Source organism: Hymenobacter psoromatis, assembly GCF_020012125.1.
GTDB classification, from domain to species: Bacteria; Bacteroidota; Bacteroidia; order Cytophagales; family Hymenobacteraceae; genus Hymenobacter; species Hymenobacter psoromatis.
In genome coordinates, this window is record NZ_JAIFAG010000001.1 from 2,268,999 (window position 1) to 2,291,658 (window position 22,660).

At 61.6% G+C, this 22,660-nt stretch carries 21 protein-coding genes and 2 pseudogenes; 16 read left to right on the forward strand and 7 right to left on the reverse strand.

The window, feature by feature from the left end:
- Positions 1-50 precede the first annotated feature (50 nt).
- The 3 genes from LC531_RS09780 to LC531_RS09790 all read left to right on the forward strand — a co-directional run bounded on the left by LC531_RS09780 (position 51) and on the right by LC531_RS09790 (position 4,953).
- Complete coding sequence (locus LC531_RS09780) at positions 51-1,244, forward strand: T9SS type A sorting domain-containing protein (protein WP_223650112.1); 1,194 nt, start codon at positions 51-53, stop codon at positions 1,242-1,244.
- Between the two features lie 143 nt (positions 1,245-1,387).
- Positions 1,388-2,776, forward strand: a complete 1,389-nt coding sequence (locus LC531_RS09785) for an alpha-amylase family glycosyl hydrolase (RefSeq protein ID WP_223650113.1) — start codon at positions 1,388-1,390, stop codon at positions 2,774-2,776.
- Positions 2,777-2,841: 65 nt separating this feature from the next.
- Positions 2,842-4,953: a glycoside hydrolase family 97 protein gene (locus tag LC531_RS09790; protein WP_223650114.1), complete on the forward strand. Its 2,112-nt coding sequence runs from the start codon at positions 2,842-2,844 to the stop codon at positions 4,951-4,953.
- Between the two features lie 159 nt (positions 4,954-5,112).
- On the opposite strand, the gene LC531_RS09795 is transcribed toward LC531_RS09790, so the two are convergent.
- Both LC531_RS09795 and LC531_RS09800 read right to left on the reverse strand, forming a co-directional pair.
- On the reverse strand, positions 5,113-5,466 hold the full coding sequence (locus LC531_RS09795) for a thioredoxin family protein (protein ID WP_223650115.1): 354 nt from the start codon (positions 5,464-5,466) through the stop codon (positions 5,113-5,115).
- Positions 5,467-5,531: 65 nt separating this feature from the next.
- Positions 5,532-7,289 (reverse strand): DUF885 domain-containing protein, encoded by a 1,758-nt coding sequence (locus tag LC531_RS09800; protein WP_223650116.1) that lies wholly within the window; start codon positions 7,287-7,289, stop codon positions 5,532-5,534.
- A gap of 285 nt (positions 7,290-7,574) precedes the next feature.
- Here LC531_RS09800 and LC531_RS09805 point away from each other — a divergent pair, with 285 nt between their 5' ends.
- Complete coding sequence (locus LC531_RS09805; protein ID WP_223650117.1) at positions 7,575-8,543, forward strand: hypothetical protein; 969 nt, start codon at positions 7,575-7,577, stop codon at positions 8,541-8,543.
- A gap of 44 nt (positions 8,544-8,587) precedes the next feature.
- Positions 8,588-9,400, forward strand: a pseudogene (locus LC531_RS09810) (hypothetical protein).
- Here the strand turns inward: LC531_RS09810 and LC531_RS09815 are convergent.
- On the reverse strand, positions 9,389-10,312 hold the full coding sequence (locus tag LC531_RS09815) for a DNA-methyltransferase (RefSeq protein ID WP_223650118.1): 924 nt from the start codon (positions 10,310-10,312) through the stop codon (positions 9,389-9,391). The pseudogene LC531_RS09810 and the gene LC531_RS09815 overlap by 12 nt on opposite strands.
- 85 nt (positions 10,313-10,397) lie before the next feature.
- Between LC531_RS09815 and LC531_RS09820 the strand changes: the two are divergent.
- The 11 genes and pseudogenes from LC531_RS09820 to LC531_RS09870 form a co-directional block, all read left to right on the forward strand.
- Positions 10,398-10,616, forward strand: a pseudogene (locus LC531_RS09820) (hypothetical protein); the annotation flags it as partial.
- Between the two features lie 70 nt (positions 10,617-10,686).
- Positions 10,687-11,577, forward strand: coding sequence for a hypothetical protein (locus tag LC531_RS09825; RefSeq protein WP_223650119.1), 891 nt, complete (start codon positions 10,687-10,689; stop codon positions 11,575-11,577).
- A 130-nt stretch (positions 11,578-11,707) separates the two neighbouring features.
- A complete protein-coding gene (locus tag LC531_RS09830; protein WP_223650120.1) occupies positions 11,708-12,559 on the forward strand; it encodes an SH3 domain-containing protein in 852 nt (283 codons plus the stop codon).
- Between the two features lie 172 nt (positions 12,560-12,731).
- Complete coding sequence (locus LC531_RS09835; protein WP_223650121.1) at positions 12,732-13,019, forward strand: type II toxin-antitoxin system Phd/YefM family antitoxin; 288 nt, start codon at positions 12,732-12,734, stop codon at positions 13,017-13,019.
- A 25-nt stretch (positions 13,020-13,044) separates the two neighbouring features.
- Positions 13,045-13,302 (forward strand): Txe/YoeB family addiction module toxin, encoded by a 258-nt coding sequence (locus tag LC531_RS09840; protein WP_223650122.1) that lies wholly within the window; start codon positions 13,045-13,047, stop codon positions 13,300-13,302.
- A gap of 159 nt (positions 13,303-13,461) precedes the next feature.
- Positions 13,462-14,775, forward strand: coding sequence for an NAD(P)/FAD-dependent oxidoreductase (locus LC531_RS09845; protein ID WP_223650123.1), 1,314 nt, complete (start codon positions 13,462-13,464; stop codon positions 14,773-14,775).
- 182 nt (positions 14,776-14,957) lie between these two features.
- Positions 14,958-16,439 carry a DNA/RNA non-specific endonuclease gene (locus tag LC531_RS09850; RefSeq protein WP_223650124.1) on the forward strand — a complete coding sequence of 494 codons (1,482 nt, stop codon included), beginning with the start codon at positions 14,958-14,960 and terminating at the stop codon, positions 16,437-16,439.
- Between the two features lie 142 nt (positions 16,440-16,581).
- Positions 16,582-16,959 carry a DoxX-like family protein gene (locus tag LC531_RS09855; protein ID WP_223650125.1) on the forward strand — a complete coding sequence of 126 codons (378 nt, stop codon included), beginning with the start codon at positions 16,582-16,584 and terminating at the stop codon, positions 16,957-16,959.
- Complete coding sequence (locus LC531_RS09860) at positions 16,959-17,702, forward strand: DUF2071 domain-containing protein (protein ID WP_223650126.1); 744 nt, start codon at positions 16,959-16,961, stop codon at positions 17,700-17,702. The genes LC531_RS09855 and LC531_RS09860 overlap by 1 nt, the downstream gene beginning before the upstream one ends.
- Positions 17,690-18,457: a class I SAM-dependent methyltransferase gene (locus LC531_RS22695; RefSeq protein ID WP_262903278.1), complete on the forward strand. Its 768-nt coding sequence runs from the start codon at positions 17,690-17,692 to the stop codon at positions 18,455-18,457. The genes LC531_RS09860 and LC531_RS22695 overlap by 13 nt, the downstream gene beginning before the upstream one ends.
- A complete protein-coding gene (locus LC531_RS09870; RefSeq protein WP_223650127.1) occupies positions 18,435-18,839 on the forward strand; it encodes a hypothetical protein in 405 nt (134 codons plus the stop codon). The genes LC531_RS22695 and LC531_RS09870 overlap by 23 nt, the downstream gene beginning before the upstream one ends.
- Positions 18,840-18,901: 62 nt before the next feature.
- Here the strand turns inward: LC531_RS09870 and LC531_RS09875 are convergent, their stop codons facing one another.
- From LC531_RS09875 to LC531_RS09890, 4 genes are all read right to left on the reverse strand, one after another.
- A complete protein-coding gene (locus tag LC531_RS09875; protein WP_223650128.1) occupies positions 18,902-19,735 on the reverse strand; it encodes an alpha/beta hydrolase in 834 nt (277 codons plus the stop codon).
- 85 nt (positions 19,736-19,820) lie between these two features.
- Positions 19,821-20,171, reverse strand: coding sequence for a hypothetical protein (locus LC531_RS09880; protein WP_223650129.1), 351 nt, complete (start codon positions 20,169-20,171; stop codon positions 19,821-19,823).
- Between the two features lie 64 nt (positions 20,172-20,235).
- Positions 20,236-21,864, reverse strand: a complete 1,629-nt coding sequence (locus LC531_RS09885; protein WP_223650130.1) for a M28 family peptidase — start codon at positions 21,862-21,864, stop codon at positions 20,236-20,238.
- Between the two features lie 40 nt (positions 21,865-21,904).
- Positions 21,905-22,660, reverse strand: coding sequence for an enhanced serine sensitivity protein SseB C-terminal domain-containing protein (locus LC531_RS09890; RefSeq protein ID WP_223650131.1), 756 nt, complete (start codon positions 22,658-22,660; stop codon positions 21,905-21,907).

Here is a 22,660-nt window from a genome sequence, read left to right on the forward strand (position 1 = left end):
AAACCCGAGAGCTTTTCATCCATTCCACCCATTTTCCCCCTTCTCTTCTCATGAAAAAACTTTCTACGTTGGCTTTGGCTACCACGCTAGTCGGAGCCGCGCTGAACGCGCAGGCCCAGATAACCCTGGACGGGGTTATCTCGGCCACTGAAATCGGGGCCGGCAACTACGTGTCGCTGGGCAAGTTTACTACCCCCCACGACCCCGGCAAGGGCTTCGGCAACGCCGGCCTGCTCCAGATGTACGGAGCCAATGCGAACGGCAAGCTCTACGTAGGTATCGCCGGCACCATTGCGTCAGGCAATAATAACTTTCAGCTCTACATGGACCTGCCGAACAAGAGCGGCGTGCCCGTGGGCACGGGCCTGCCCACTATCGCGGGGTCAGGCACGGTGTTCGGCACATTTGCCGGGGGTAGCATCGGTGGCACTAAGCTGGATTTGGAAGCCGACGCGGCGATTGCCACTACTGGGCAGTTCGATGTGCAGGCGGCCATTTATACGGCTACTACCGGCCAGGCAAAGTCGCTGGGCGGCGGGGCAGCTATCACTAGCGATGGTGTCCCCAACCCGTTGTACGACGCGACGGGCGCTTACGCCATCTTTGCCAATACCCGCGTGGCCTACAAGCAGTCGCCGGATGGCGGCCTGCTCGGCATGACCGGCAACCCCGGTGCGGCCAACGGCGGCGGGGCTGGCTCCACCGGCCTGGAGTATGAGTTTGACGGCAAAGCCCTGGGCCTGCCTTCGGGCGCGAGCATTGTGCGCGTGTTCGTGGCCTACGTCAGCGGCGACGCCTACTGGTCGTCAGACTTTATCCCCGAATCGGTGGGCAATGGCAAAGCCTACAACACCCCCGGTGCTACCGGCGGCAACAACAACCTCGGTTACAGCCCCGACTTCACCGACGCGACAAACTTTCCCGGCACGCAGGCGGCGGCCATTAACCTGGTGGTGCTCAGCAGCCGCCAGGCCGACGACGCGGTGGTAGCCATGAGCGTGTTTCCGAACCCGACGCAGGGCCAGGCCACCATTACTTACCAGGTGCAGAACACCACCCAGCCCGTGGCCGTACGCGTAATTGACCTGTTGGGCCGCGACGTGCGCACCCTGCTCGACACCAAGCAAACGCCCGGCTTTCACGACCTGACCGTGCCCACCAGCGAGCTGGCCCTGGGTACTTACCTAATAAAAGTGCAGGTAGGCGACAAGGTAGCTACCCGCCGCCTGGCCGTGAGCCGGTAGGCATACACCCTAATCGTCCTTGCGAGCAACGCGAAGCAATCGCGTCAGAACGTAATCGTTTGGCCATCGCGTGGGTGCGATGGCCGCGCTTCGCTCGCAAGGACGGTGCCTCTGCTGTCCGCCAGAGCCGACTTTACTTTTCCATGAAAAAAACCGCACTCCTTTTTCTGCTACCCCTGCTGGCGCTACTGGCCCCTACCCCCCCCGCCCGTGGCCAGGCTTCTACCCCCCCCGACCCGGCGCAGTACGGCCAGCCCTTCGCGGCGGTGCCCGACGCGCCCGACGCGGTTATCTACCAAGTGAATATGCGGGGCTTCAGCCAGGCCGGCAATTTTGCGGGCGTGCTGGCGCGGCTGGATTCCATTAAGGCGCTGGGGGTGAACGTGGTGTACCTGATGCCCATCTTTCCCATTGGCCAGGAGCGGGCCGTAGACTCGCCCTTCGCGGTGCGCGACTACGTGAGCGTGAACCCGGAGTTCGGCACCCTGGCCGACCTGCGGATGCTGGTAGAAGCCATTCACGCCCGCCGGATGGCGGTAATACTGGACTGGGTGGGCAACCACACCAGCTGGGACCACGCCTGGGTGAAGGCGCACCCCGATTGGTACGTGCACAATGCTAAGGGCGAGATTATCAACCCGATACCGTCCTGGAAGGACATCGCGCAGCTCAATTTTCAAAACCCGGAGCTGCGGGCGGCCATGATTAGCGCGCTGCGCTACTGGGTGTTCGCGGCCAACATTGACGGCTTTCGTTGCGACTACGCCGATGGGCCAACCCGTGAGTTCTGGGTTGAGGCGCTGGCCAGCCTCCAATCCATCAAGGGCCACAAGCTACTGCTGCTGGCCGAGGGCGACCAGAAGAAGTATTTCTTCCAGGTTGGCTTTCAGCTCGACTACGATTTCCCCTTCATCCAAGTAATGCGGCACGCCATTTTGGAGCACGGCAAGAGCGTGCGGCTGCTCGACTCGCTCAATGCCGTGGAGTACCAGGGTGCGCCGGCCGGGGCCCGCATGGTGCGCTATACGTCCAACCACGACATTAACAGCTCGGAGGGGCCGCCGCAGGAGCTATTCGGCGGCGAGCGCGGGGCGATGGCCGTGTTTGTGGTGGCCGCCTACATGAAGGCGGTGCCCATGATTTATAACGGCCAGGAAGTGGGCTACGCCAAGCGCGTGCCGTTTATGGGCCCGCGCCAGCCGGTGGACTGGACGCCCAAGCCGGCCGTAACCCGCGCGTACAAGCAGCTCATTGGCCTGCGCAACGCTAGCCCGGCCCTGCGCACCGGCACGCTGGCCTCGTACAGCAGCGCCGACGTGTGCGCCTTTACCAAAACCCAGGGCGGCGAGCAGGTGCTGGTACTGGTGAACCTGCGTAATGCCTCCGTGCCCTACGCGGTGCCGGCCGCCCTGGCCCGCACCCGCTGGCACAATGCCTTTGGCGGCGCGGCCCCGGCGTTGAAGGAGAAGCTGACCCTTCGGCCGTTTGAGTACGTTGTACTACGCAACCAGCCGGTTAGCGCCCGCCACTAGCCAGCTTTCCAATTGTAGGGTGCGGGGCTTGCCCCCGCACCCTACTATAACCAGCTTATTCATTAATGAGAAAATACCTGCTTCTAACGCTGCTCGCGGCCGCCTACTCGGCGGCTGCGCAGGGCCCTACCCCCCTCTCGGCCAGCCAGGGGCGGGTGAAGCTCACGTTTGCGCTCAATGCGGCCGGGCACCCGACCTACGCCGTGGCCTACGGCACCCGGCCCGTCGTGAATGCTTCGCGGCTGGGCCTGGCCTTGCAGGAAGGCGGCGGCTTTGATGGGCCGCTGGAAGTGACGGGCAGCGATATTAAGGATGTGGACGACACCTGGCAGCCGGTATGGGGGGAGGTCAAAAGCATCCGCAACCACTACCAGCAGCTGACGGTGCACCTGCGCCAGCCCGCCGCACCCGGCCGCCAGCTCGACGTAGTGTTTCGGGTCTTTACTGATGGGGTAGGGTTTCGCTACGAGTTCCCGCACCAGCCCCACTTAGATTACTTCGTGGTGACCGACGAGCTGACCGAGTTTGCGATGCCCGCCGACCACCGGGCGTTTTGGATTCCGGGCGACTACGACACCAACGAGTACATCTACACCCGCTCGCGGCTGAGCGAAGTGGACAACGCGGCAATGGTGAAGAACTCGACCAACATTGCCGTGCGCGTGGCCCCCGACCCGCAGGCCGTGGCCACCCCACTCATGCTGAAGGCTGATGATGGGCTGTACGTAAATATTCACGAGGCGGCGCTGGTGGACTACCCCGCCATGCAGCTGCACGTAGACCGGGCCAGCCTGCGCCTCAAGGCCAGCCTCGTACCCAATGCGGTGGGTAGTATGGCCTTTTTGCACGCGCCGTTTCACACGCCCTGGCGCACGATTATCGTCAGCGATAATGCGCCGGATATGCTGGCTTCCAAGCTGATTCTCAACCTCAATGAGCCGAGCAAAATCGGCGAGACGAACTGGATAAAGCCCATGAAGTTCGTGGGCGTGTGGTGGGAGATGCAGACCGGCCACAGTACCTGGAGCTACGCTGCCAGCGCCGACACGCTCGACGCGCAGGGCCAGCTCATCCCGAGCGGCCGGCACGCGGCGAACACGGCCAACGTGAAGCGCTACATTGACTTCGCCGCTAAAAATGATATTCCGGGCGTGCTGGTAGAGGGCTGGAACACGGGCTGGGAAGACTGGTTCGGGTACTGGAAGGAGTACGTATTTGACTTCGTGACGCCCTACCCCGACTTCGACGTGCCGGGCCTCACCAGCTACGCCAAGAGCAAGGGCGTGAGCCTGATAATGCACAACGAAACCTCGGGCTCGGCTACCAACTACGACCAGCATCTGGATTCGGCCTATCAGTTTATGAACCGCTACGGCTACCCGGCCGTGAAAACCGGCTACGTGGGCAGGATTATTCCGCGCGGTGAGCACCACGACGGGCAGTGGATGGTGAACCACTACAACCGCGTGGCCGAGGTAGCGGCCCGCTCCAGGGTGATGATTGACATGCACGAGCCCGTGCGCCCCACCGGCCTGCACCGCACCTACCCCCACTGGCTGGCCGGCGAGGCCGCTCGCGGCAACGAGTACAACGCCTTCACCGACCAGGGCAACCCGCCCGAGCACGAAACCATCCTGCCCTTCACCCGCCTCATGGGCGGCCCGATGGACTACACGCCCGGCATTTTCAAGCTCAAAGGCTACGCCGTGGGCGCGCCCGAGCGCCAGGTGCACACCACCCTGGCCAAGCAATTAGCCCTGTACGTGACCCTCTACTCGCCCCTGCAAATGGCGGCCGACCTGCCCGAAAACTACGAGGCTCACCCTGATGCCTTTCAGTTTATCAAGGACGTGCCCGTGGACTGGGACGACACGCGCATCCTGGCCGCCGAGCCGGGCGAGTACATTACCACCGTGCGCCAGGCCAAGGGCAAGGACGAGTGGTACCTGGGCAGCATCAGCAACGAAAAGCCCCGCAAACAGCCCCTGAAATTAACGTTCCTTACCCCCGGCCGCCGCTACGAAGCCACGATTTACGCCGACGCGAAGAACGCTGATTGGCAGAAGAACCCGGAGGCATACCAGATTACGAAGAAGGTCGTCACCAGCCGCTCGACGCTCACGCTGGAATTGGCTCCGGGCGGCGGCGCGGCGGTATCGTTTAAGCCGGTGAAATAAGTTGAGAGTTAAAGGTTAAAAAAGAACGTCCTGCTCATCTGGCGTCCGCTTGTCGAAGCATCTCTCCTGCACCGTTCGGGTGTCGTTCGGGAGAGATGCTTCGACAAGCGGACGCCAGATGAGCAGGACGTTCTTCTTAACTCTCAATTCTTAACTCCCCTACCTCACCGGCTCAAACGCCCGCAACCGCGCCAATTGCGCCACTACCTCCCCCTCCTCCGTTAGCGCGTCGCATTCCAGCAGGCGGCCCTGGTGGTAGCTGACGAAGAAGGGCGCAATGCGCTCCTTCATCAGCTGCTGGGCCACCGGGTTCTGGTCCGAGTCGAGGCGCACGAAGAAGATGTCCGCATTTTCGGGCGCGTCCACGAACTTGGCGAAGGGCGGGGCCAGCGCGGCGCAGGCCGGGCAATTATCGGAGGTGAACTTGGCGAATACCTTTAGGTGCTCGTGGATGAGGCGGCGCAGCTGCTCGTCGTCGGCATCCACGACGGGCGGGCGGGCTTCTTCGGTCATGATAAGGGGGGTAGGAAAACCGGGCGCGTAACCTGCGGCTGAGCTTAAAAGTTCGGCCCGCACGGCTACTGCTTATGGTTCAGCATCAATTGGCGGATATATTTCACCGGCGCGCTGCCGTAGCTCAGGAATTGCTGGTTGAAGTTCTTAAGATTAAATTTACTACCCTCCTGTTGTTTCACTTCTTCGCGCAGGGCCATAATCTCGGTGTAGCCCGTGAAGTACGAGCTGAGCTGCACCTGGCTCAGGGTGGCGCGGTGCCACTTGTTGCGGGCCTCCGCTTCCTCCTGGAAGCCCGCGCCGGTGAGCAGCTGCACCACGTCGGCCTCGCTGGCGTTTTGGGTCTGGATGAGGTTATCCACCACCGCGTTCAGGGTCGAGCGCATATTCCACTTGTCCCAGAGCAGCCACAGTTCGTCGGAGTTGTTGCCATAGCCGTTTTCCAGCATCATGCGCTCCGCGTACACGGCCCAGCCCTCAATCATAGCCCCGTTGCCGAAAATGCTCTTCACCAGCGAGGGCGAGCGGTTGGCGTATACCAGCTGCGTGTAGTGCCCCGGAATGGCCTCGTGAATGTTGAGAATCTGCAGGGTGTAGTCGTTGTACTCGCGCAGGTAGCTCTCGGCCTGGGCGGCGGTCCAGGTGGGGGGTAGGGGCTCCACGTTGTAGTACGTGTTGGCCTTGGTGTCATAAGGGCCGGGCGCGCTCACGCTGGCCCCCGCGCCGCTGCCGCGCATGTAGCCCGGCGTTTCGCGCACCACCAGCGGCTTGCTGGGGTCCTGGGTCAGCAGGTCGTGGTCGTTCACAAACTTGATGAGAGTGGGGATTTGGCGCTTCACCGCGTCCACGAAGCCGTCGCGCGGGGCGTGCTTCAGGGTTAGCTGGTCAATGACCTGGCGAATGAGCCGCATCGTGTCGGTCGGCATCGGCTGCCCGGCGCAGTAGGTGGGGAAGAGCCGCGCCGCCCGCCGGCCCATGTCGTGCAGCAGCGCCGCCTTGTGCTGCTGGGCCAGCTGGAACACCTGGTCGGCGGAGTAGCTGGACTGAATATCGAGGGCGAATTTCCGGTCAAACAACGCCTTGCCGATGCGGAACGAGCGGTATTGGTTACCCACTGGCATCGACTTGCGCAAATACCCGATGTAGCCATCGATGGCCGTGCGGGCCCCGGCGATGCGCTGGGTGAGCAGCCGCTTCTCCGCATCGGGGAGGGTTGAGCGGCGCACCGAGTCGGCCAGCGCGGCGCCAAGCACGGCCAAGCCGCCCTCGTTCTGCTGCGCGGCCAGCTCGGTGTGCTCACGGGTGGGGTGGCTGAGGTTGGCCCGCGCCGTTTGGTAATACGCCTGCGCCCCGGCTAGTTTATCCGAAATATTGCGCAGGCGGCGCGCCAGCGGGTAATGGCGGCCATTGAGCAGGTCGCCCACGCTGGCCCCCAGGTTGTACAGGGCCGGGTTCCACTGCCAGTTTTTGAGCGTGTCGGCGTACCAGCGCTCCGAGCGCAGCTCATTGGTAAGCAAATGCAAATCAATCTGGTTGCCGGGCGAGAGGCTATCCAGCCCAAAGCCGCCCAGCGTGCCCAGGTTGCGAGCCACGAACGCGGCATCGCTGCGCCGCTGCGCCTCGTTGGGAATCACCAGCAGCGAGTCGTATTTATGAAAGCCCACCGACGACGCATACTCCGGGTTCTGCCGCCAGAAATCCTGGATGAACTGCTGCTTGAAGCGGTCGAAGCGCGCATCGGCGGTGGGGGCGGCGGTTTTGGTATCGGGGCTGGTGCAGGCGGGTAGGGCCAGTAGCAGCAAGGGGAGGTAGCGGAGCTTCATGGAGGGTGGGGTGGAGGATGATACTGCCAAAAGTAGTGCGGTCGGTCGCCCATCGCGGGCACCTCACGAGACTCCTATGGGGCATAGCTCCCTCTCCAAAAGAGAGGGGAACTAGCGCTAGTTCTAGTTTTTAATGATTCAGGATTTAAAGCTAAAGCTAGAAACTAGTCCCCCCTCTTCTTTTGGAGAGGGGGCTATGCCCCATAGGGGTCTCGTGAGGTGCCCCCCGCCCCACCCCACCCATCACCCAGCCCTATCTTGCCACCCCTACTTCCCTACCCCCCCATGTCCCGCCAGGCTGTTCAACGCTACCAAAACGAAATCGCCCAACTCATTCACTATGGAGGCAGCACCAAGGAAACGGCCATTCGGGGGGCGTTTCAGAACTTGCTCAATGACTACTGCCGGCAGAAGGACTTTTTGCTGGTGCCGGAGCTGGACTACCGCGCCCCCAAGGGCAACACCGTGTACCCGGACGGCACCGTGAAGGATGCCCTGCGCCTGAGCTGGGGCTACTGGGAAAGCAAGGACAGCCACGACAACCTGGACGAGGAAATCCAGAAGAAATTCGCCAAAGGCTACCCCCAGGACAATATTTTGTTCGAGGATTCTATCACGCTCGTGCTCATTCAGGCGGGCAGCGAGGCCGGGCGCGTGGCCCTGGACGACGACGCGGCCACCGACCGCCTGCTCACGCAGTTTCTGCACTACGAGCGGCCCGAGGTGCGCACTTTTCGCCAGGCCATTGCGCAGTTTCGGCACGACTTGCCGGGCGTGGTCGAGAGCCTGCGCCAGGCCATTGAGCGGGCCGAAACGGACAACCCAAAATTCAACGCCCGGCTCGCCGACTTCGTGGTGCTGGGCCAGGCCAGCATCAACCCCGACTTTGGCACCTCGGAGGCGCGGGAGATGATGATTCAGCACATTCTCACGGAGGACATCTTCAACCGGGTGTTCGACGAAACGCAGTTTCACCGCGAGAATAACATTGCCCACGAGCTGGAGCAGGTGATTAATACCTTCTTCACCGGCCCTACCCGGCGCGATACGCTGGAGCGCATCCGGCCGTTTTTCGACGTCATTAATGCGCAGGCGTCGGGCATTGCCAGCCACATGGAGAAGCAGAAGTTTCTGAAGGTGGTGTACGAGAACTTCTACCGGGCCTACAATCCCAAGGGGGCCGACCGCCTGGGCATCGTGTACACGCCTAATGAGGTGGTGCGCTTTATGATGGAGAGCACCGAATATGCGTAAGGCTACCTTCGTTTCACTTTCAGTGCTTCTTACTAAAACTACCCATGACTCCTGATGAAACCACCGCACGCATCAAAGGGCGCATTCAAAAGCTAGTTGAATATCTACCCTCCTTACGCGATGGTCAACTGCGGTGGATTGAACGGATTATAGACCAGTTTAGAAGAGCCAAAAGCTTCTGGCGTAATCCTGGCAGCCCACTTATCAGTGAATGCTTTCTGGAAGACTTCGGTGACGCGCTGCGCATTTATCATTGCTTCTCTGACGAGGCTTTTACCAAGGACAAATTCGAGTACACGATGGTTAGCGTTTCTAATTAGTGCGGCCAACGCGCCTCGCTGGAAAAGCGCAACAATCCTGGCCATGATATAACTATTGGCTCCAGCAAGGTATCGCTAAAAACACAGGCGGATAAAGGGCTGCGCACCGGCTTAATTCAATTACATAAATTCATGGAATTAGGCCGGGGGCAATGGACTAATAACCCAGCCGACTTACTTCGGCTAACCGACCAGTTTCTGGCTCACTTGGTCGCGTATGACCAAATTTTGGTGTTGCGCAACACGGGCAAGCCCACGCCGGCCGTTCCGTACTGGAAATACGAGTTGGTGGAAATTCCCATTACCTTACTCGAACAAGTGAAAACCGGCCGTTATGAGATGATGCAGGACAGCATTCAGATGCCCAAACCCGGCTATTGTTACGTCGAGGACGAGAGCGGCTCGTTGCTGTTTCGCCTCTATTTTGACGGCGGCACTGAGCGCAAATTGAAAGTGCAGAACATCCGCAAAGACCTGTGCATGGTCCATGCTGAGTGGACGTTCATCATTCAGGAGTTGGATGAGCTAGCTGAGTAGCGTAGGCCGGCGATGAGCGGCCAGTCTTTTGGCAGCGATAGCCGCGTAGGCCGGATTCAGTTCGATGCCTACGCAGCTTCGGTTGAGACGCAAGGCCGTTTCGCCCACCGTGCCTGAGCCGAAAAAAGGGTCTAATAGCAAGCCACCTTCCGGGCTACCAGCTTGAATGCACGGGGCTACCAAGCTGGGAGGAAACACGGCAAAGTGAGCTTCCTTATAAGGTTCCGTGTTGATGGACCACACCGTGCGGCGGTTGCGCTTGGTTTTATTATCCTGCGTGGGTTCCAGCACGGCCGCGTGGTCGTAGTAATAGTTCTGCGACTTGGTTAGTAGGAAAAGATATTCGTGCGATTGCGTAGGCCGGTCTTTCACGGATTCAGGTTGGCAATTGGGCTTGTACCAAATGATGTCGGAGCGTAGATACCAACCGGCGGCTTGCAGGGCGAACGCCAAGCGCCAAGGCACCCCGATAAGGTCTTTAGGTTTCAAGCCTTCGGGCGTAGGTGGGCGATAGCTCATGGCGCGGGCCGGGTTTTTTTTATCGCCGTCCCGCCATGTGCGGTTACCACTCGTGTAGGAATCCCCGATATTCAACCACAAAGAACCGTCAGGTCGCAACACTCGCCTAACCTCTTCAAATACCGCCGTCAGATTGGCAATGAAATCCTGCAACTGCATTTCGGCCCCAATTTGATGCTCAATACCGTAATCGCGCAGTCCCCAATACGGCGGACTAGTTACGCAGGCGTGAAAGGAGTCGGCCGGCAGGGTTTTGAGAACAGTCAGCGCATCACCTTCCAACACGCGGCACTCCGCTTGTTTCAGAATTGAATTTTCCTCGCTACCACTTTGGACATTGGGAGGTGAAGTAAGTATTTCACTGGGGGAAAGGCCGGGCAGAAAAAGGTCCATCAGGTAAGTTTGATTTATCCGCAAGTTACGCCGTGGGGCAAACTTCCGCTTTCATTAAAACCTGCTTTAACTTCACGCCTGGCGCTACCGCCTCGGCAACCGCTCGGCCCTGGAGTGGGTGCTCGACCAGTACAAGGAGCGCACCCCCAAGGACCCCACCATCCGCGCGCAGTTCGACACATATCGCCTGGCCGACCACGTGGCCGCCGTGTCGGAGCTGCTGGCACGGGTAGCCACGGTCGTCGAAACCATGCGGATTGTGGATGCCCTAGCCGCGCAGTCGCCCTTGCGGCCGGGGGCATGAGGGCGGCAGCCAACCCCCTCCCACCTGGCCCGTAAGCCCACGCCACCGGCTACCCGGCCGCCCTTATCGTATGGAGCTTCTGGTCCACCTCTGCTACTGGTTTAGCAGCCACCCCTTTTTGCTGGCCACGTTGGCGACCCCCGCCATTCCGCTAACGTTTCTGCTATTCAAAAACGCTCCGCGCTGGGTGTATAGGCTGCTGTTTCTGCTGCTGGGGCTGGGCGTACTCAACTTGTTTTTCGGCCCTGGCCTGGCCTCGCGCCTCGTATACGGGGCCGGCATTGTCGGCACGGGCGAAGTCGTGAGTACCTACGCCACCACCACCCAGGTCAACTACCGCAACGTAATGGGCTACCGCGTACTGCTGCACACCGCCCAGGGCCAGACCCTCGAAACCACCTTCAACGATATGTCCTTCCCCGCCTACCCCAACCGGTGGTCCAGCACCTACCCCGGCCAGGGCGAAAAGTTCGGCACCCGCTACCTGCCTGACTACCCCCGCGACTTCGTAGTGCTGACCAACGACGATAGCCCCTGGGCGCACGGCCGGCAGTGTGCAGCCTTGCTCGACTCACTGCACGAGGCCCGCACCCGCCACGAATCCAACCTCTCCGACGCGGCAGCCCGCCAAACCTACGTGGGCCTCCTGCGGCGGGTGCTGGCCAGGGGCTGCTACACCGACAGTACCGACCTGCGGGAGTACGACGGCGACCTCGGCCATCTGCGGGTCGAACCCTGCCAGGCCCTGCTTGACAGCCTCGACGCGGCCCGCCGCCGCTGCAACGCCGACCTGCGCAACCAAGCCAACAACCGCGCCTACTCCGCTCTCATCCGCCGCGTCATTGCCCGCCCCGCCTGCTACACCGACACCGCCGACCTGCGCCAGTACTACGCCGACCTAGCCCACGCCCAGCGGGTGCAGGCCGAAAACCATGCCCGCCAAACCGGCCAGGAACCATAGCCCCGGCCCCGGCGGGCGGAGTTAGTATCGAAACCATGCGTATCGTGGATGCGCTGGCCGCGCAGTCGCCGCTGTGGCCGGAGGCGTGAGTAAGCTGTCCCAAATTTTAATGCCTTAGCATAATTTTCTCATGGATGTAGCAGTAGCCGAATTTGAGTTGTATTTTGACTTCGAGAAACAAAGCCACTCCCCGCAAAGAGTATTTAAAATTATTGCTGATTTACTGGTAGTATTAGGCAAGTTTGATAGCTTGTTGGTTCAAACTGCCGACCCGGAGTTTCGGGCTGAGCTAATACTAGAAGATATCGCAACCGGCTCACTACGAGCCAAACTCGCTATTTTTTTACGTAGCATTCCAGAAGAGGCAGTTAAGAATTTTGATTGGAAGAAACTAATCGGGCATTTTCTAAATAAAGGTTTGCAAAGCTTTATTAAGTTTTTGGAAAATAAATCGGGTATTGATAACGCAGATGAGTTGAAAAACCTGCAAGCCGCGCTTGAGTCAGAAGCGGCGGTAGTTTCTACCAATCCATTATTGGTACCAGGGCAAATTCCGCTTGATAAACTGGTTGTATTTATGGAGGAAATGACTAGGGCGGTAGCCGCCCTACGCGGCCAGGAATATATTGAGTACCGCTCAGCAGCAGGCAATGCACGGTTCAACCCACATTTTAATACCGATAATTTGCAGTCTCTACTTATTACCGAAACCCAAAATAGCGAAAGCGAATACCTCGTCAAAGCCAAGCGCCCCGATTTTATGGGCGAATCTATGTGGGAACTGGTATTAAAGGGTCATACCATCATGGCGAAAATGGCAGATAACGACTGGCTAGAAGACTTTCACGAGGGGAGAGTAGACTTTCGCCCTAGCGATTACCTACGAATTAAGCTGCAAACTGAAACGACTTTTCGCGGCAGCTTTGGCAACCCTTCCGTACATCACACAGTCTTGAAAGTGCTGGATATTGTTCGCCAGTAAAGTAGGTAGCTTCTACGTACTAACCACAATTAAACTATTGGCGCGGGTGGCCACGGTGAGTGTAGAAACCATGCGCCTTGTGGATGCCTTGGCCGCGCAGTCGCCGCTGCGGCCGGCTAATAACTGCTTCCTCGTGGCGTCTGACTTATCCCCTAGGCCCTATCTTTAGCGTATGCAATCCACCTCTTTCACCCCCATGCAGCCCGACCTGGGGGCCATTTGGGAACAAGTAGCCCGCACCGGCACGGCGGCCGAAGTGGTCTGGCCCGGCCGCGAAACGATGGCCTTGCTGCCGGCGGCCGAGCTAAGCGCTATGCAAGAGACGCTGCACCTATTCAGCTCCCGCGCCAATACCCGCGCCCTGCTCGATGCAATGGATGCCGCCGAGCGCGGCGAGGGCGTGGTCTTCGCCTCGGTGGCGGAGTTGCGGCAACAGCTGGGCCTGACCGCCGATGAGTAAGCCGCCGCCTGCGGCGCGGCAAATCGTGCTCCTACCCGCTTGCCTGAACGACCTCGCCCATTGGGTAGCTACCGACCGGGCGACGGCGCTAAAAGTGCTGACGCTGATAGAGCTGGCCAGCCGCGACCCGCTAGGCGGAATTGGCAAGCCAGAACTGCTAAAGCATTTGGGCAGCGGTTACATGTCGCGGCGCATCTTGCAGGAGCACCGGCTCGTGTACCGCGTGGTGGGCGAAAGAATTCAATTTTTGTCGGCCCGCTTTCACTACGACCAGCGGAAGTAAACGGTCAGCTTTTCTCCGTCGCGCTGGGATAAGGTACGGAGCTAGTCCCCGCCCGCCGGTGAACGATGCGTACCAGGGGCCAGCAACGCCGGGCGGGGGCAAGCCCTACACCCTACCGCGTAACTCTCGTATAGCCGGGCTGCACTAATTCCTAACGTGATGCCCGCTACCCCCCAACTCAGCTTAAATATCCCCGACACGACCAAGCCCCGCGTGGTAGTGGTCGGTGGCGGCTTCGCGGCCGTCAATTTTGTGCAGGGCCTGCCCGGCAACCAGTATCAGGTGGTGATGCTGAGCAAGACCAACTACTTCGGCTTCTGGCCGCTGCTATATCAGGTAGCCACGGCGGGGCTGGAGTCGGAGTCGGTGGGCGAGCCGCTGCGCCAGCTTTTCGATGGGCACCACGACTTTCACTTCCGTAGTGTGGGCGTGGACAGCCTGGACCCGGATAAGCACCTCGTGCACACCGCCGCGGGTGATTTGCCCTACGACTACCTGGTGCTGGCCACGGGCACCAAAACTAATTACTTCGGTAATGCTAAGATTGAGAAAAACGCCTTCCCGCTGAAAGATATTGGCGAGGCGGTGGACTTGCGCAACCAGCTGCTACGCTGCTTCGAGCTGGCCAACCTGGCCCAGGACCCCGCCGAGCGCCAGCGGCTGCTCAACTTCGTGATTGCCGGGGCCGGCCCCACCGGCGTGGAGCTATCGGCGGCCCTGGCCCAGATGCGGACGCACGTATTGCCCGAAGACTACCCCGACCTGGATATTACGAAGATGAATATCTACCTGGTGGAGGGTGAAGGCCGGGTGCTACCGCCCATGTCGGACTACGCCGGCCAGCACGCACGCCAGTACCTGCAGGAGCTGGGCGTCAACGTGAAGCTTCAGCAACTGGTGGATTCTTACGACGGGCAGACGGTGAAGCTCAAGGACGGCGAGGCCCTCGAAACGCGCACCCTGATATGGGCGGCGGGCGTCACGGGCAGCACCATCGCGGGCCTGCCCGACGACCGGGTGGAGCACGGTCGCTACCTGGTGAACCAGTATAATATGGTGAAGGGCTACCAGCATATATTTGCCATCGGCGACATCGCGCTGATGAAAACCAAGGACTACCCCAAGGGCCACCCGCAGGTAGCCCCGCCCGCCATGCAGCAGGGCACGCACCTGGCCCAGAACCTGGCCCGCGAGCGCCGGTCGGAGGTCTGGGCTCCGTTTGAATACTGGGACAAGGGCACGCTGGCCATTGTGGGCCGGGGCCGCGCCGTGGCCGACCTGCCAGGCGGGCGGCACCTGGGCGGCCTGCTAGCTTGGGTTGCCTGGCTCACGGTGCACATTTATTACTTGTCGGGCTTCCGCAACAAGCTGGTCGTGACGGCCAACTGGACCTATCGGCTCTTCACGCACCAGCGCGGCACCCGCGTAATTGTCGAAACTAACAGCGAGCGCGGGGTGAAGCAGCTCGTGTAGGGCAGGAAGGAGTTAGAAATTAAAAAGAACGTCATGCTAACGACGGGAAGCATCTCGCTCGCGTAACTAACCTCAAGTAGTAGGTTTACATGCGTGAGCGAGATGCTTCCCGTCGTTAGCATGACGTTCTTTTTAATTTCTAACTTCTACATCTTAACCCTTAACTCACTTACCGCTCTCTTATGCGCTTCTCGCTCGGCCTGCTGGCCACTTTCGGGCTATTAGCCTGCACCTCTTCGCCTTCGGCAACTACAACCACGGCGGCCCAAACCCCGGCCAGCGCCTTTCCCGAAACCTTTGAGACGGGCCACAAGGGCGCTTATGAGACCGCGGATGAGCAGCTGGCTACCGGCCCGTGGCTATTTACCAATGCCTTGATTGGCAGCACCGAGCAGGACCACAAAGACGGCGCGCACGCCGCCCGCCTGCGGGCCGATGGCAAGCTCACGATGCAGTTTGACGCGCCGGCCGGAGTGCGCAAAATCAGTTTGCTGGCGGCTTCCTACGGGCAGGATGGCCCCAGCACTTGGGAGCTATGGGTGAGCCGCGACCACGGCCGCACCTGGCAGCGCAACGGCCAGCCCCAAACCACTAGCGGCCCCGCGCTGCGGCCGGCCGTGTTTGAGGGGGTAGCCGCCGAGCCCCTGCGCCTGGAAATTCGCAAAACCGACGCGGGCAAGGGCCGGCTCAACCTCGATGACATCAGCCTCGAAACGGCCAGCGGCGCGGTAGCGGTTGCGCCGGCGGGCCTGCCGGTTCCTGCCCCTACCCCCCCCACCCCGGCCAATGACTACTTCAAGAACCGGAACAACCCAACCACCAGGAGCCAGGAGCCCCGGACCCGGAACCAGGAACCGACAACCCGGAACCAACAACCCGGAGCCAGCGGCCAGGAATCGGGAACCGCCGATAACCTATTGCTCGGTAACCCCAGCGGCGCGACCTCCGACCCGAACAACCCGACCAATTACCTCTACATCCACCCGCAGTACACGACGGGCTACAACGCCCAGCGCGGCACGCCGGTTTGGACGAGCTGGCACGTGGGCCAGGCCGACCTCACCAAGAACGCACCGCGCCAGAACGACTTTCGGGCTGACCCCGGCCTACCCCGGCAGTTTTACCAGGTATCGCCGCAGAGCTACGCCGGCTCGGGCTTCGACAAGGGTCACAACTGTCCCAGCGGCGACCGCACGTCCTCGCTGGACAACAATTCGGCCACCTTCCTAATGAGTAACATGGTGCCCCAGGCTCCGCAAAACAACCAGCAAACCTGGGCGCACCTCGAAGAATACACCCGCAGCCAGGTTGAAAACGGCCAGGAAGCCTACGTCATTATGGGCAGCTACGGCCGCGGCGGCACCGGCAAAAACGGCCCCGCCAGCACCCTCGACCAAGGCCGCGTGTCGGTACCGGCCCGCATTTGGAAAGTGGTGGTCTTCCTGCCCGAAGGCGACAACGACCTCCAGCGCATCATCGCCGGCCAGGCCCGCGTGGTGGCCATCGACACGCCCAACGACAACAGCATCAACCCACAGTGGACGCAGTATTTGACCTCGGTGGATAAGATTGAGGCCGCCTCGGGCCTGGATATTCTCAGCGCCCTACCCCCCGCCACGCAGGCGCAGCTGCAAAGCGGAGTGGATAGCGGGCGCGCGCGCTAGGAGCGGCAATAAAAATCATTTATCCTTGCGAGCGCAGCACGGCAATCTTTCCTTCCGTCAGGGGTAGTAAACCCAACGATGCGAACGACAAGGAAAGATTGCCGCGCTGCGCTCGCAAGGACAATACTCCCTTACCTACCCCATGTACCGCTTGCTAACCTACCTTTTTGCCTCGGTCTGGCTGATTAACGGCTTGCTGTGCAAAGTACTGGGCCTGGTGCCGCGCCACGAGGCCATTGTGGCGCGCATTCTGGGGCCGGCCCACGCGGGGCTACTCACGCGCCTCATCGGGCTGGCCGAAATCGGCATGGCGGTGTGGCTACTGAGCGGCATTCGGCGGCGCTGGTGCGTGCTGGCACAAATAGTTTTGGTGGCGAGTATGAACTCACTGGAATTCGCACTGGCTCCCGACCTGCTGCTGTGGGGCCGCTTCAACGCCGTGTTTGCTGGCTTGTTCGTGCTGCTGCTGTATTATTACGAATTCGTGCTGCCCCGCCCTACCCCTACCCCCCTGCGCTGATGCTGGCTTGGCTGAAAACTCATCCGTTCGCAGTCGAGGCGTTTTTTACGCGCTCGCTGGTACTCACGTTTGCCGCGCCGGCCGCCGAGGTGCAGGCGCTGCTGCCCGCCCCGCTCGTGGCCGATACCTGGCAGGATGAGTGGGCCTTTCTGGCCGTGGCACTGGTAGAAACCCGCGCCCTGCGGCCCAAGGGTTTCCCGGCTTTTCTGGGTCAGGATTTTTGCCTGGTGGGCTACCGGGCCTTTGTGCGCTACGTCACGCCGGCCGGCAAACGCCTGCGCGGCCTCTACATTCTGCGCTCCGAAACCGACCGCCGGCGCATGGTGCTGCTTGGCAACGCGTTCACCCACTACGGCTACGCGCACGTTGACCTGAGCCTGACCAATACGCCGGGCGGGGGCCTGGCGGCCTCGTCGCGCCGGGGCAATTTTGATGTCGCTGTGGGCGCGCCCGATGCGGCGGTGGCGCTGCCGGCTGGCTCGCCCTTCGCCACTTGGGCCGAGGCGCGGCGCTTTGCCGGGCCCCTACCCTTCACGTTTGCGGTGGAGGCCGAGCGGCGGCGCGTCGTCATTGTGGAGGGCGTGCGCGCGCACTGGCAGCCGCAGGCCGTGGCCGTGGCGCGGGCACAAGTGGGTTTTCTGGAAGCGCTGCCGCTGAGTAAGCTGGTGCTGACCAATGCCTTTTTGCTGCGCGACGTGCCGTATTCCTGGAAAAAAGGCCGCACCGAATTATGGCACCCGTAAGAAAACCGCTCCAGGGCCTGCGCAACATCGTGCGCTTCAATTGGCACTTCTACGCCCTAGCGCTGGGGGCCGGGCTGGCGCTGGGCTTGGCGGCGGCGCTGGCCCCGGCCCCATTCGGGCGTTGGGCGGGGGCAGGGCTGGTATTGGTGCTGGCTCCAGTAGTCGTCTCGCTGGCGGTGTCGGCCTACGTGTACGATGGCGCGGGCCTCTACGCGCTGGGCTGGCTGCCGGCGGGCGTGGGGCCGGCCGCCGGCCGCACGCTGCTCACCGTGAGCGCGGGCTTCGACGAAATCAGCCCCCTACTGCGGCAGCGCTACCCGGCCGGAAAGTTGCTGGCCCTCGATTTTTACGACCCGGCCCGCCACACGGAGGTATCCATCGCGCGAGCGCGGCGAGCCTACCCCCCGCCGCCCGGCGCGCTGCCCGTCACGACTGAAGCCCTACCCCTGCCCGACCACGCCGCCGACGCGGCGCTGGCCTTCATGGTTGCCCACGAAATCCGCGACCCTGCCGAGCGCGCCGCTTTTTTCCGCGAAATCCGGCGCGTGACGCGGGCCGGCGGACCCATCGTGGTGGTGGAACACCTGCGCGACGCGGCCAATTTCCTGGCCTATACCATCGGCTTTTTCCACTTTCACTCGCGGCGCGCCTGGCTGGCCACCTTCCGGGCGGCGGGCCTGCATTTGACGCAGGAAATCAAGCTCACGCCGTTCGTATCGGCGTTTATTTTGCATGATGATGCAGCTTCAGCTTGAGCTTATCGGGGGCTTGCTGGTGGCGCTGGCGCTGCTGCACGCGGGCTTCGGCCGATACTTCCACTGGCGGCGCGAGCTGGCCCCGCTCAGCCTTATCAACCGCCAGCTAATGCACGTGCACACGTTTTTTGTGGCTCTGGCCGTGGGCCTAATGGGCGTACTCTGCCTCACCTCGGCCGCCGAGCTGGTGGGCACGCCGCTGGGCCGCCGGGTGGCGCTGGGCCTGGGCTTGTTCTGGCTGGCGCGGCTGCTGGCGCAGTTTTTCGGCTACTCGGCGGCGCTGTGGCGCGGCAAGCGGTTTGAGACGATTATTCACGTCCTGTTTTCGGTGCTGTGGACGTATGTCAGCGCGGTATTCCTGCTGGTCGGGCTAGGAAAATGAGGGTTTTGATGGGTGGCCCTACCCCCCATTCTAGCGGCCGCCCTCCGCCGGTTTCTCGCCCCCTACCCCGCCGCCTTACCCCCACTCAAAAAGCGTCTGATGGCCCGCGCGTAGCCCTCGGCGAAGAACTTCTCCGTTAGTTTTTCCTGCGCGCCCAGGTGGCCGCAGTCTACAGTCAGCAGCTGGCGGTGCTGGCGGCGGCGGGCGGCCCGCACCACGGCGGCCGAGTCGGCCAGGGGCGTGTTTTTATCCTGGGTGCCGGCGATGAGCAGCCAGGGGCAATTGACCTGCGCCGCTACGCGGGGGTAGGCGGCGGCCTCGGCGGGCAGCGTCACAGTTTTGCCAGCAGCTTGCTGGTAGGCCACGATGCCCGGCAGGTTGCCGGGGTAGCCCTCGGTTATGAGAAAGTCGGGGCGGGCGCGGACTGCCACTTCCGACCCCAGAATGCCGCCCATCGACAGGCCCAAAATGCCCACCCGGTCGCGCGGGGCCTGACGGCGCGCCTCGGCCAGAGCAGCGCGCAGGTCAAGGGTAAACTCTTCGTAATAAAGCCGTTGTGGGTCAATGGCAAACGCCTGGCTGTGGCCGAAGCCCCGGTAGTCGAACAGCAGCGTGCGGTAGCCGGCCTCGGCCAGCGCCCAGGCCGTGTAGATGCTGCCCGACATGTTGTAGGCATCGCCACCAGCCACTACTACCGTTGTGTACTGGTCGGGAGCTTGGGCCGCGGGCTCAATCAGCCAGGCTACCAGCTTTACATGGTCGGCGGTGGTGATTTTCAGCTGCTGGTAGCGCAGACCCAGCGTATCGGGCCGGGCCCACCACGCGGCCACCGGCCGCAACGCACTGGCGGCAAACACCTGAAAAAGCAACAAGCCAAGGAGAGCTAAGCGAAGCATTATCACCGGGTTGAAAACGTAAAAAGCCAGCGCGACATGCGCTGGCTTTTCATAGACTACCGGCCCGGTGGCGGGTTGCAGCGCGCTAGGGTTTCACGCGGGCGCTCACCACCGTGAGCGCGGGGTAGGCAGGCCCCAATGCGTGGCAAATAAATAGTGACTCATCATCCGTGGGGCGGCGAATTCGCAGCAGCAGCGTCTGGTTCTGGTGTAGCCAAAGCGCCGTGTCCAGTTTCAGAGCTAAATAAGTATTCCCTCTAAGAAGAGATTCGCCTACCACTCGGGCTACCTTTTCCGGGTCTTTCACCACTACCTGTGCCTTGCCGCAGTCATAGTTGCGTCCCTGCGTCTGCACTTCAAACTCATCGGTAGCTGGGTCGTGTTTCTGGCATCCGGCAGTCGCGGCCAGCAGTAGTAAGAGGGTAAGCTTCTTCATGGCTGGCTAATTTTCAGGTAGTTGAATAGTCAGTAGATACCCTTGGCAGTGAAAGGGTTGCATCTCACCTTCCAAACCGCACCCCGAAAAAGTCGCCCTTATTCCAGGTCGGCCGCCCTACCCCCTGCGCCACCTGGTAGCCGATGAGGAAGTTGAGGCGCACGTACTGCGCGCCGGCTTCCCAGTCCAAGGTGCCGCCCGCAAAATTATCCTGCGGCTGGTGGTACGTAATGGCGCGCCACTGCTGCACGGTTTCGCTGAGGTTGTTGCGGCCGTCGGCGGTTTTGTTGCCGTACTTGAGGTGCAGCGCCGGCACGCCCTGCATCACGAAGCTGTACTGGTCGCTGCGAATAAAGCGGTTTTGCGCCGGCTCGGGGTCGGGCTCCAGGCTGATGTTGAGGTAGTCCGCGGCCGTTTTCACTTCCTGCATCAGCGAAGAATGGTCGGCCCCGAGCGGCACCATGCTCAGCAGCGGCGCGATGAGCGTGGGCATGTCGGTGTTGATATCGGCCACCAGCGCGCCCGGCGGCACGGTCGGGAATTTGGCAAAATAGGCCGAGCCGAGCAGGCCCATTTCCTCGCCCGTCATCAGCACAAATAGAAGGGAGCGCTTCGGCTTCGTTTTCAAACTCGCGTAAAGCCGGCTGATTTCCAGCACGCTGGCCACGCCGGTGGCGTTGTCGTGCGCGCCATTATAAATCGAGTCGCCGTTGATAGCTGGCCCTACCCCCAGGTGGTCGAGGTGGGCGCTGTGCACCACGTACTCGCTTTTCAGCTTGGGGTCCGAACCCATGATTTTGCCCACCACGTTGTAGCTGTCCACGTCGTGGTAGCGGCTAGCGTAACGGGCGCTCAGGCGGCCGGGCAGGGGTAGGGACGCGGGCTGGCCGGCTCGCAACGTACTCATTACTTGCCCCGTATCGCGGGCCGCGCCAGTGAATAGCTGCTGCACGGCCACCGCGCTGAGGCTGCCCACCAGCTGCGCCGGCCCCGCCGCGTAGCTCCGCGACACCGCCACCTGACCGTCGGGACTGAGCGCGCTCACGAGTCCCTTCGGAAACTCCGGCAGCTTAGCCTCGGCGTGGGCGGCAGCCAATAGCACACCCGCCGCGCCGTGGCGGGCGGCCGTTTCGAGCACCGTGCGCAAGTCGGCGAAATACTGGCGCTCATTATCGGCAAACTGCCGGGCGCGCTGGCGCGTGACGACCACCACCTTCCCCCGCACGTCGAGCCCGGCGTAGTCATCGTAGTGTAGCTCCGGGGCCGAGATGCCGTAGCCGGCAAACACTAGCGGCGCATCGGCCACGGCCACCTCAGCCTGGCCGGGATTGGGGTAAAAGGTAATAGCTGGCCCCACGACCAGCGACTGGGCCGCGCCGGCGGCTGGCTGATAGCTGGCCACCGCGCCTGGCTCTATAAAGGCCCGGCGCAGGCGCACGGCCTGCGTGTAGGTGCCGCGCTCGCCGGCCGGCGCTACCCCATTCTTTTTCAGCTGGCTTACCACGTAGTCTACGGCCAGCTGGTAGCCAGGCGTGCCGGGCAGGCGGCCGCGTAGGCGGTCGTCGGCCAGGTAGCGCACGTGCGCTTCGAGGGCGGCGGGCCGCGCTAGGGGTAGGGCAGCCAGGGCAGCGGGCGCGATGGACTGGGCGGCGACCAGTTGGCTGCTTACGAGGAGAAAAAAGAGGCAGCGCACGCGGAAAACAGGCGTTAAATTCAGCTGAAAAAGGTAGTTACTACCCCTCGTAAAACGGCTTGGTTTGCCGGAAATAATCGGTCAGGCTACTCTGGTCGGCCTGCACGATGTCGATAATGTCGCTTTTGCCGATAAACTGCTGGGCCACGAAGCCGACTTGCTGCGAAATGGTCCGCATCTCGCCCTCCACATCGAGGCAAATGATGTAGTGCGGCGGCTCGGGGGCGGCGGGGTCGTGTATCCAGGCTAGGTAGGCGGCCCGCGCGCGGGGCTGCTGGCTCAGCAGCCGAGCCAGGGCCTGCACCATGTCGGTGGGGTAAGCTGCGGGCTGGCCGATGCGCACCGTGGTGGCCTTTTCCACCGTTAGGCGGGTACCGGTATCTAGTATTGTCCCAGCCAAAATTTGCGCTATCTCGGCTGGCAGCAACTCCTTCCCAAAATCAGAATAGGGATTGAGCATAAGCGTTTTACCCGGTAGCATTTCGAGCAGGTCGCGGCCTTTCATCTGGTACTGCGCCACCGCAAACGTTACTATTCCCTTGTCAAAAATGCGGGCGGGGCTGGTAAAAATCGGAACCCGACCGTCTGTCAAATAAGGTATCAGCATCGGGTTATTCTCTCTCGTAGTATCCGGGGTGCCGGTGGAGTAGAAAAACAAAGACTCCAGCAGCAGGCGGCGGTAAAATTCAGGCTGGTAGGCCGGGTCGGCGGCGGCCTGGGCCAGTAGTTCTTCCAGCGTGGCGGCCGGCGCTGGCGAAGCGGCTGGTTTGGGTTTCAGGAAGTCAAAGATTCCCAT

Excerpts from the sequence above, each read along its gene's own strand:
- LC531_RS22695 (WP_262903278.1), top strand. The coding sequence starts at position 17,690 with ATGGCACCCGTAAGAAAACCGCTCCAGGGCCTGCGCAACATCGTGCGC.
- LC531_RS09850 (WP_223650124.1), top strand. The coding sequence starts at position 14,958 with ATGCGCTTCTCGCTCGGCCTGCTGGCCACTTTCGGGCTATTAGCCTGC.
- LC531_RS09890 (WP_223650131.1), bottom strand. The coding sequence starts at position 22,660 with ATGGGAATCTTTGACTTCCTGAAACCCAAACCAGCCGCTTCGCCAGCG.
- LC531_RS09785 (WP_223650113.1), top strand. The coding sequence starts at position 1,388 with ATGAAAAAAACCGCACTCCTTTTTCTGCTACCCCTGCTGGCGCTACTG.
- LC531_RS09800 (WP_223650116.1), bottom strand. The coding sequence starts at position 7,289 with ATGAAGCTCCGCTACCTCCCCTTGCTGCTACTGGCCCTACCCGCCTGC.
- LC531_RS09790 (WP_223650114.1), top strand. The coding sequence starts at position 2,842 with ATGAGAAAATACCTGCTTCTAACGCTGCTCGCGGCCGCCTACTCGGCG.
- LC531_RS09795 (WP_223650115.1), bottom strand. The coding sequence starts at position 5,466 with ATGACCGAAGAAGCCCGCCCGCCCGTCGTGGATGCCGACGACGAGCAG.
- LC531_RS09875 (WP_223650128.1), bottom strand. The coding sequence starts at position 19,735 with ATGCTTCGCTTAGCTCTCCTTGGCTTGTTGCTTTTTCAGGTGTTTGCC.
- LC531_RS09830 (WP_223650120.1), top strand. The coding sequence starts at position 11,708 with ATGGATGTAGCAGTAGCCGAATTTGAGTTGTATTTTGACTTCGAGAAA.
- LC531_RS09845 (WP_223650123.1), top strand. The coding sequence starts at position 13,462 with ATGCCCGCTACCCCCCAACTCAGCTTAAATATCCCCGACACGACCAAG.
- LC531_RS09835 (WP_223650121.1), top strand. The coding sequence starts at position 12,732 with ATGCAATCCACCTCTTTCACCCCCATGCAGCCCGACCTGGGGGCCATT.
- LC531_RS09860 (WP_223650126.1), top strand. The coding sequence starts at position 16,959 with ATGCTGGCTTGGCTGAAAACTCATCCGTTCGCAGTCGAGGCGTTTTTT.
- LC531_RS09825 (WP_223650119.1), top strand. The coding sequence starts at position 10,687 with ATGGAGCTTCTGGTCCACCTCTGCTACTGGTTTAGCAGCCACCCCTTT.
- LC531_RS09855 (WP_223650125.1), top strand. The coding sequence starts at position 16,582 with ATGTACCGCTTGCTAACCTACCTTTTTGCCTCGGTCTGGCTGATTAAC.
- LC531_RS09815 (WP_223650118.1), bottom strand. The coding sequence starts at position 10,312 with ATGGACCTTTTTCTGCCCGGCCTTTCCCCCAGTGAAATACTTACTTCA.
- LC531_RS09805 (WP_223650117.1), top strand. The coding sequence starts at position 7,575 with ATGTCCCGCCAGGCTGTTCAACGCTACCAAAACGAAATCGCCCAACTC.
- LC531_RS09870 (WP_223650127.1), top strand. The coding sequence starts at position 18,435 with ATGATGATGCAGCTTCAGCTTGAGCTTATCGGGGGCTTGCTGGTGGCG.
- LC531_RS09880 (WP_223650129.1), bottom strand. The coding sequence starts at position 20,171 with ATGAAGAAGCTTACCCTCTTACTACTGCTGGCCGCGACTGCCGGATGC.
- LC531_RS09780 (WP_223650112.1), top strand. The coding sequence starts at position 51 with ATGAAAAAACTTTCTACGTTGGCTTTGGCTACCACGCTAGTCGGAGCC.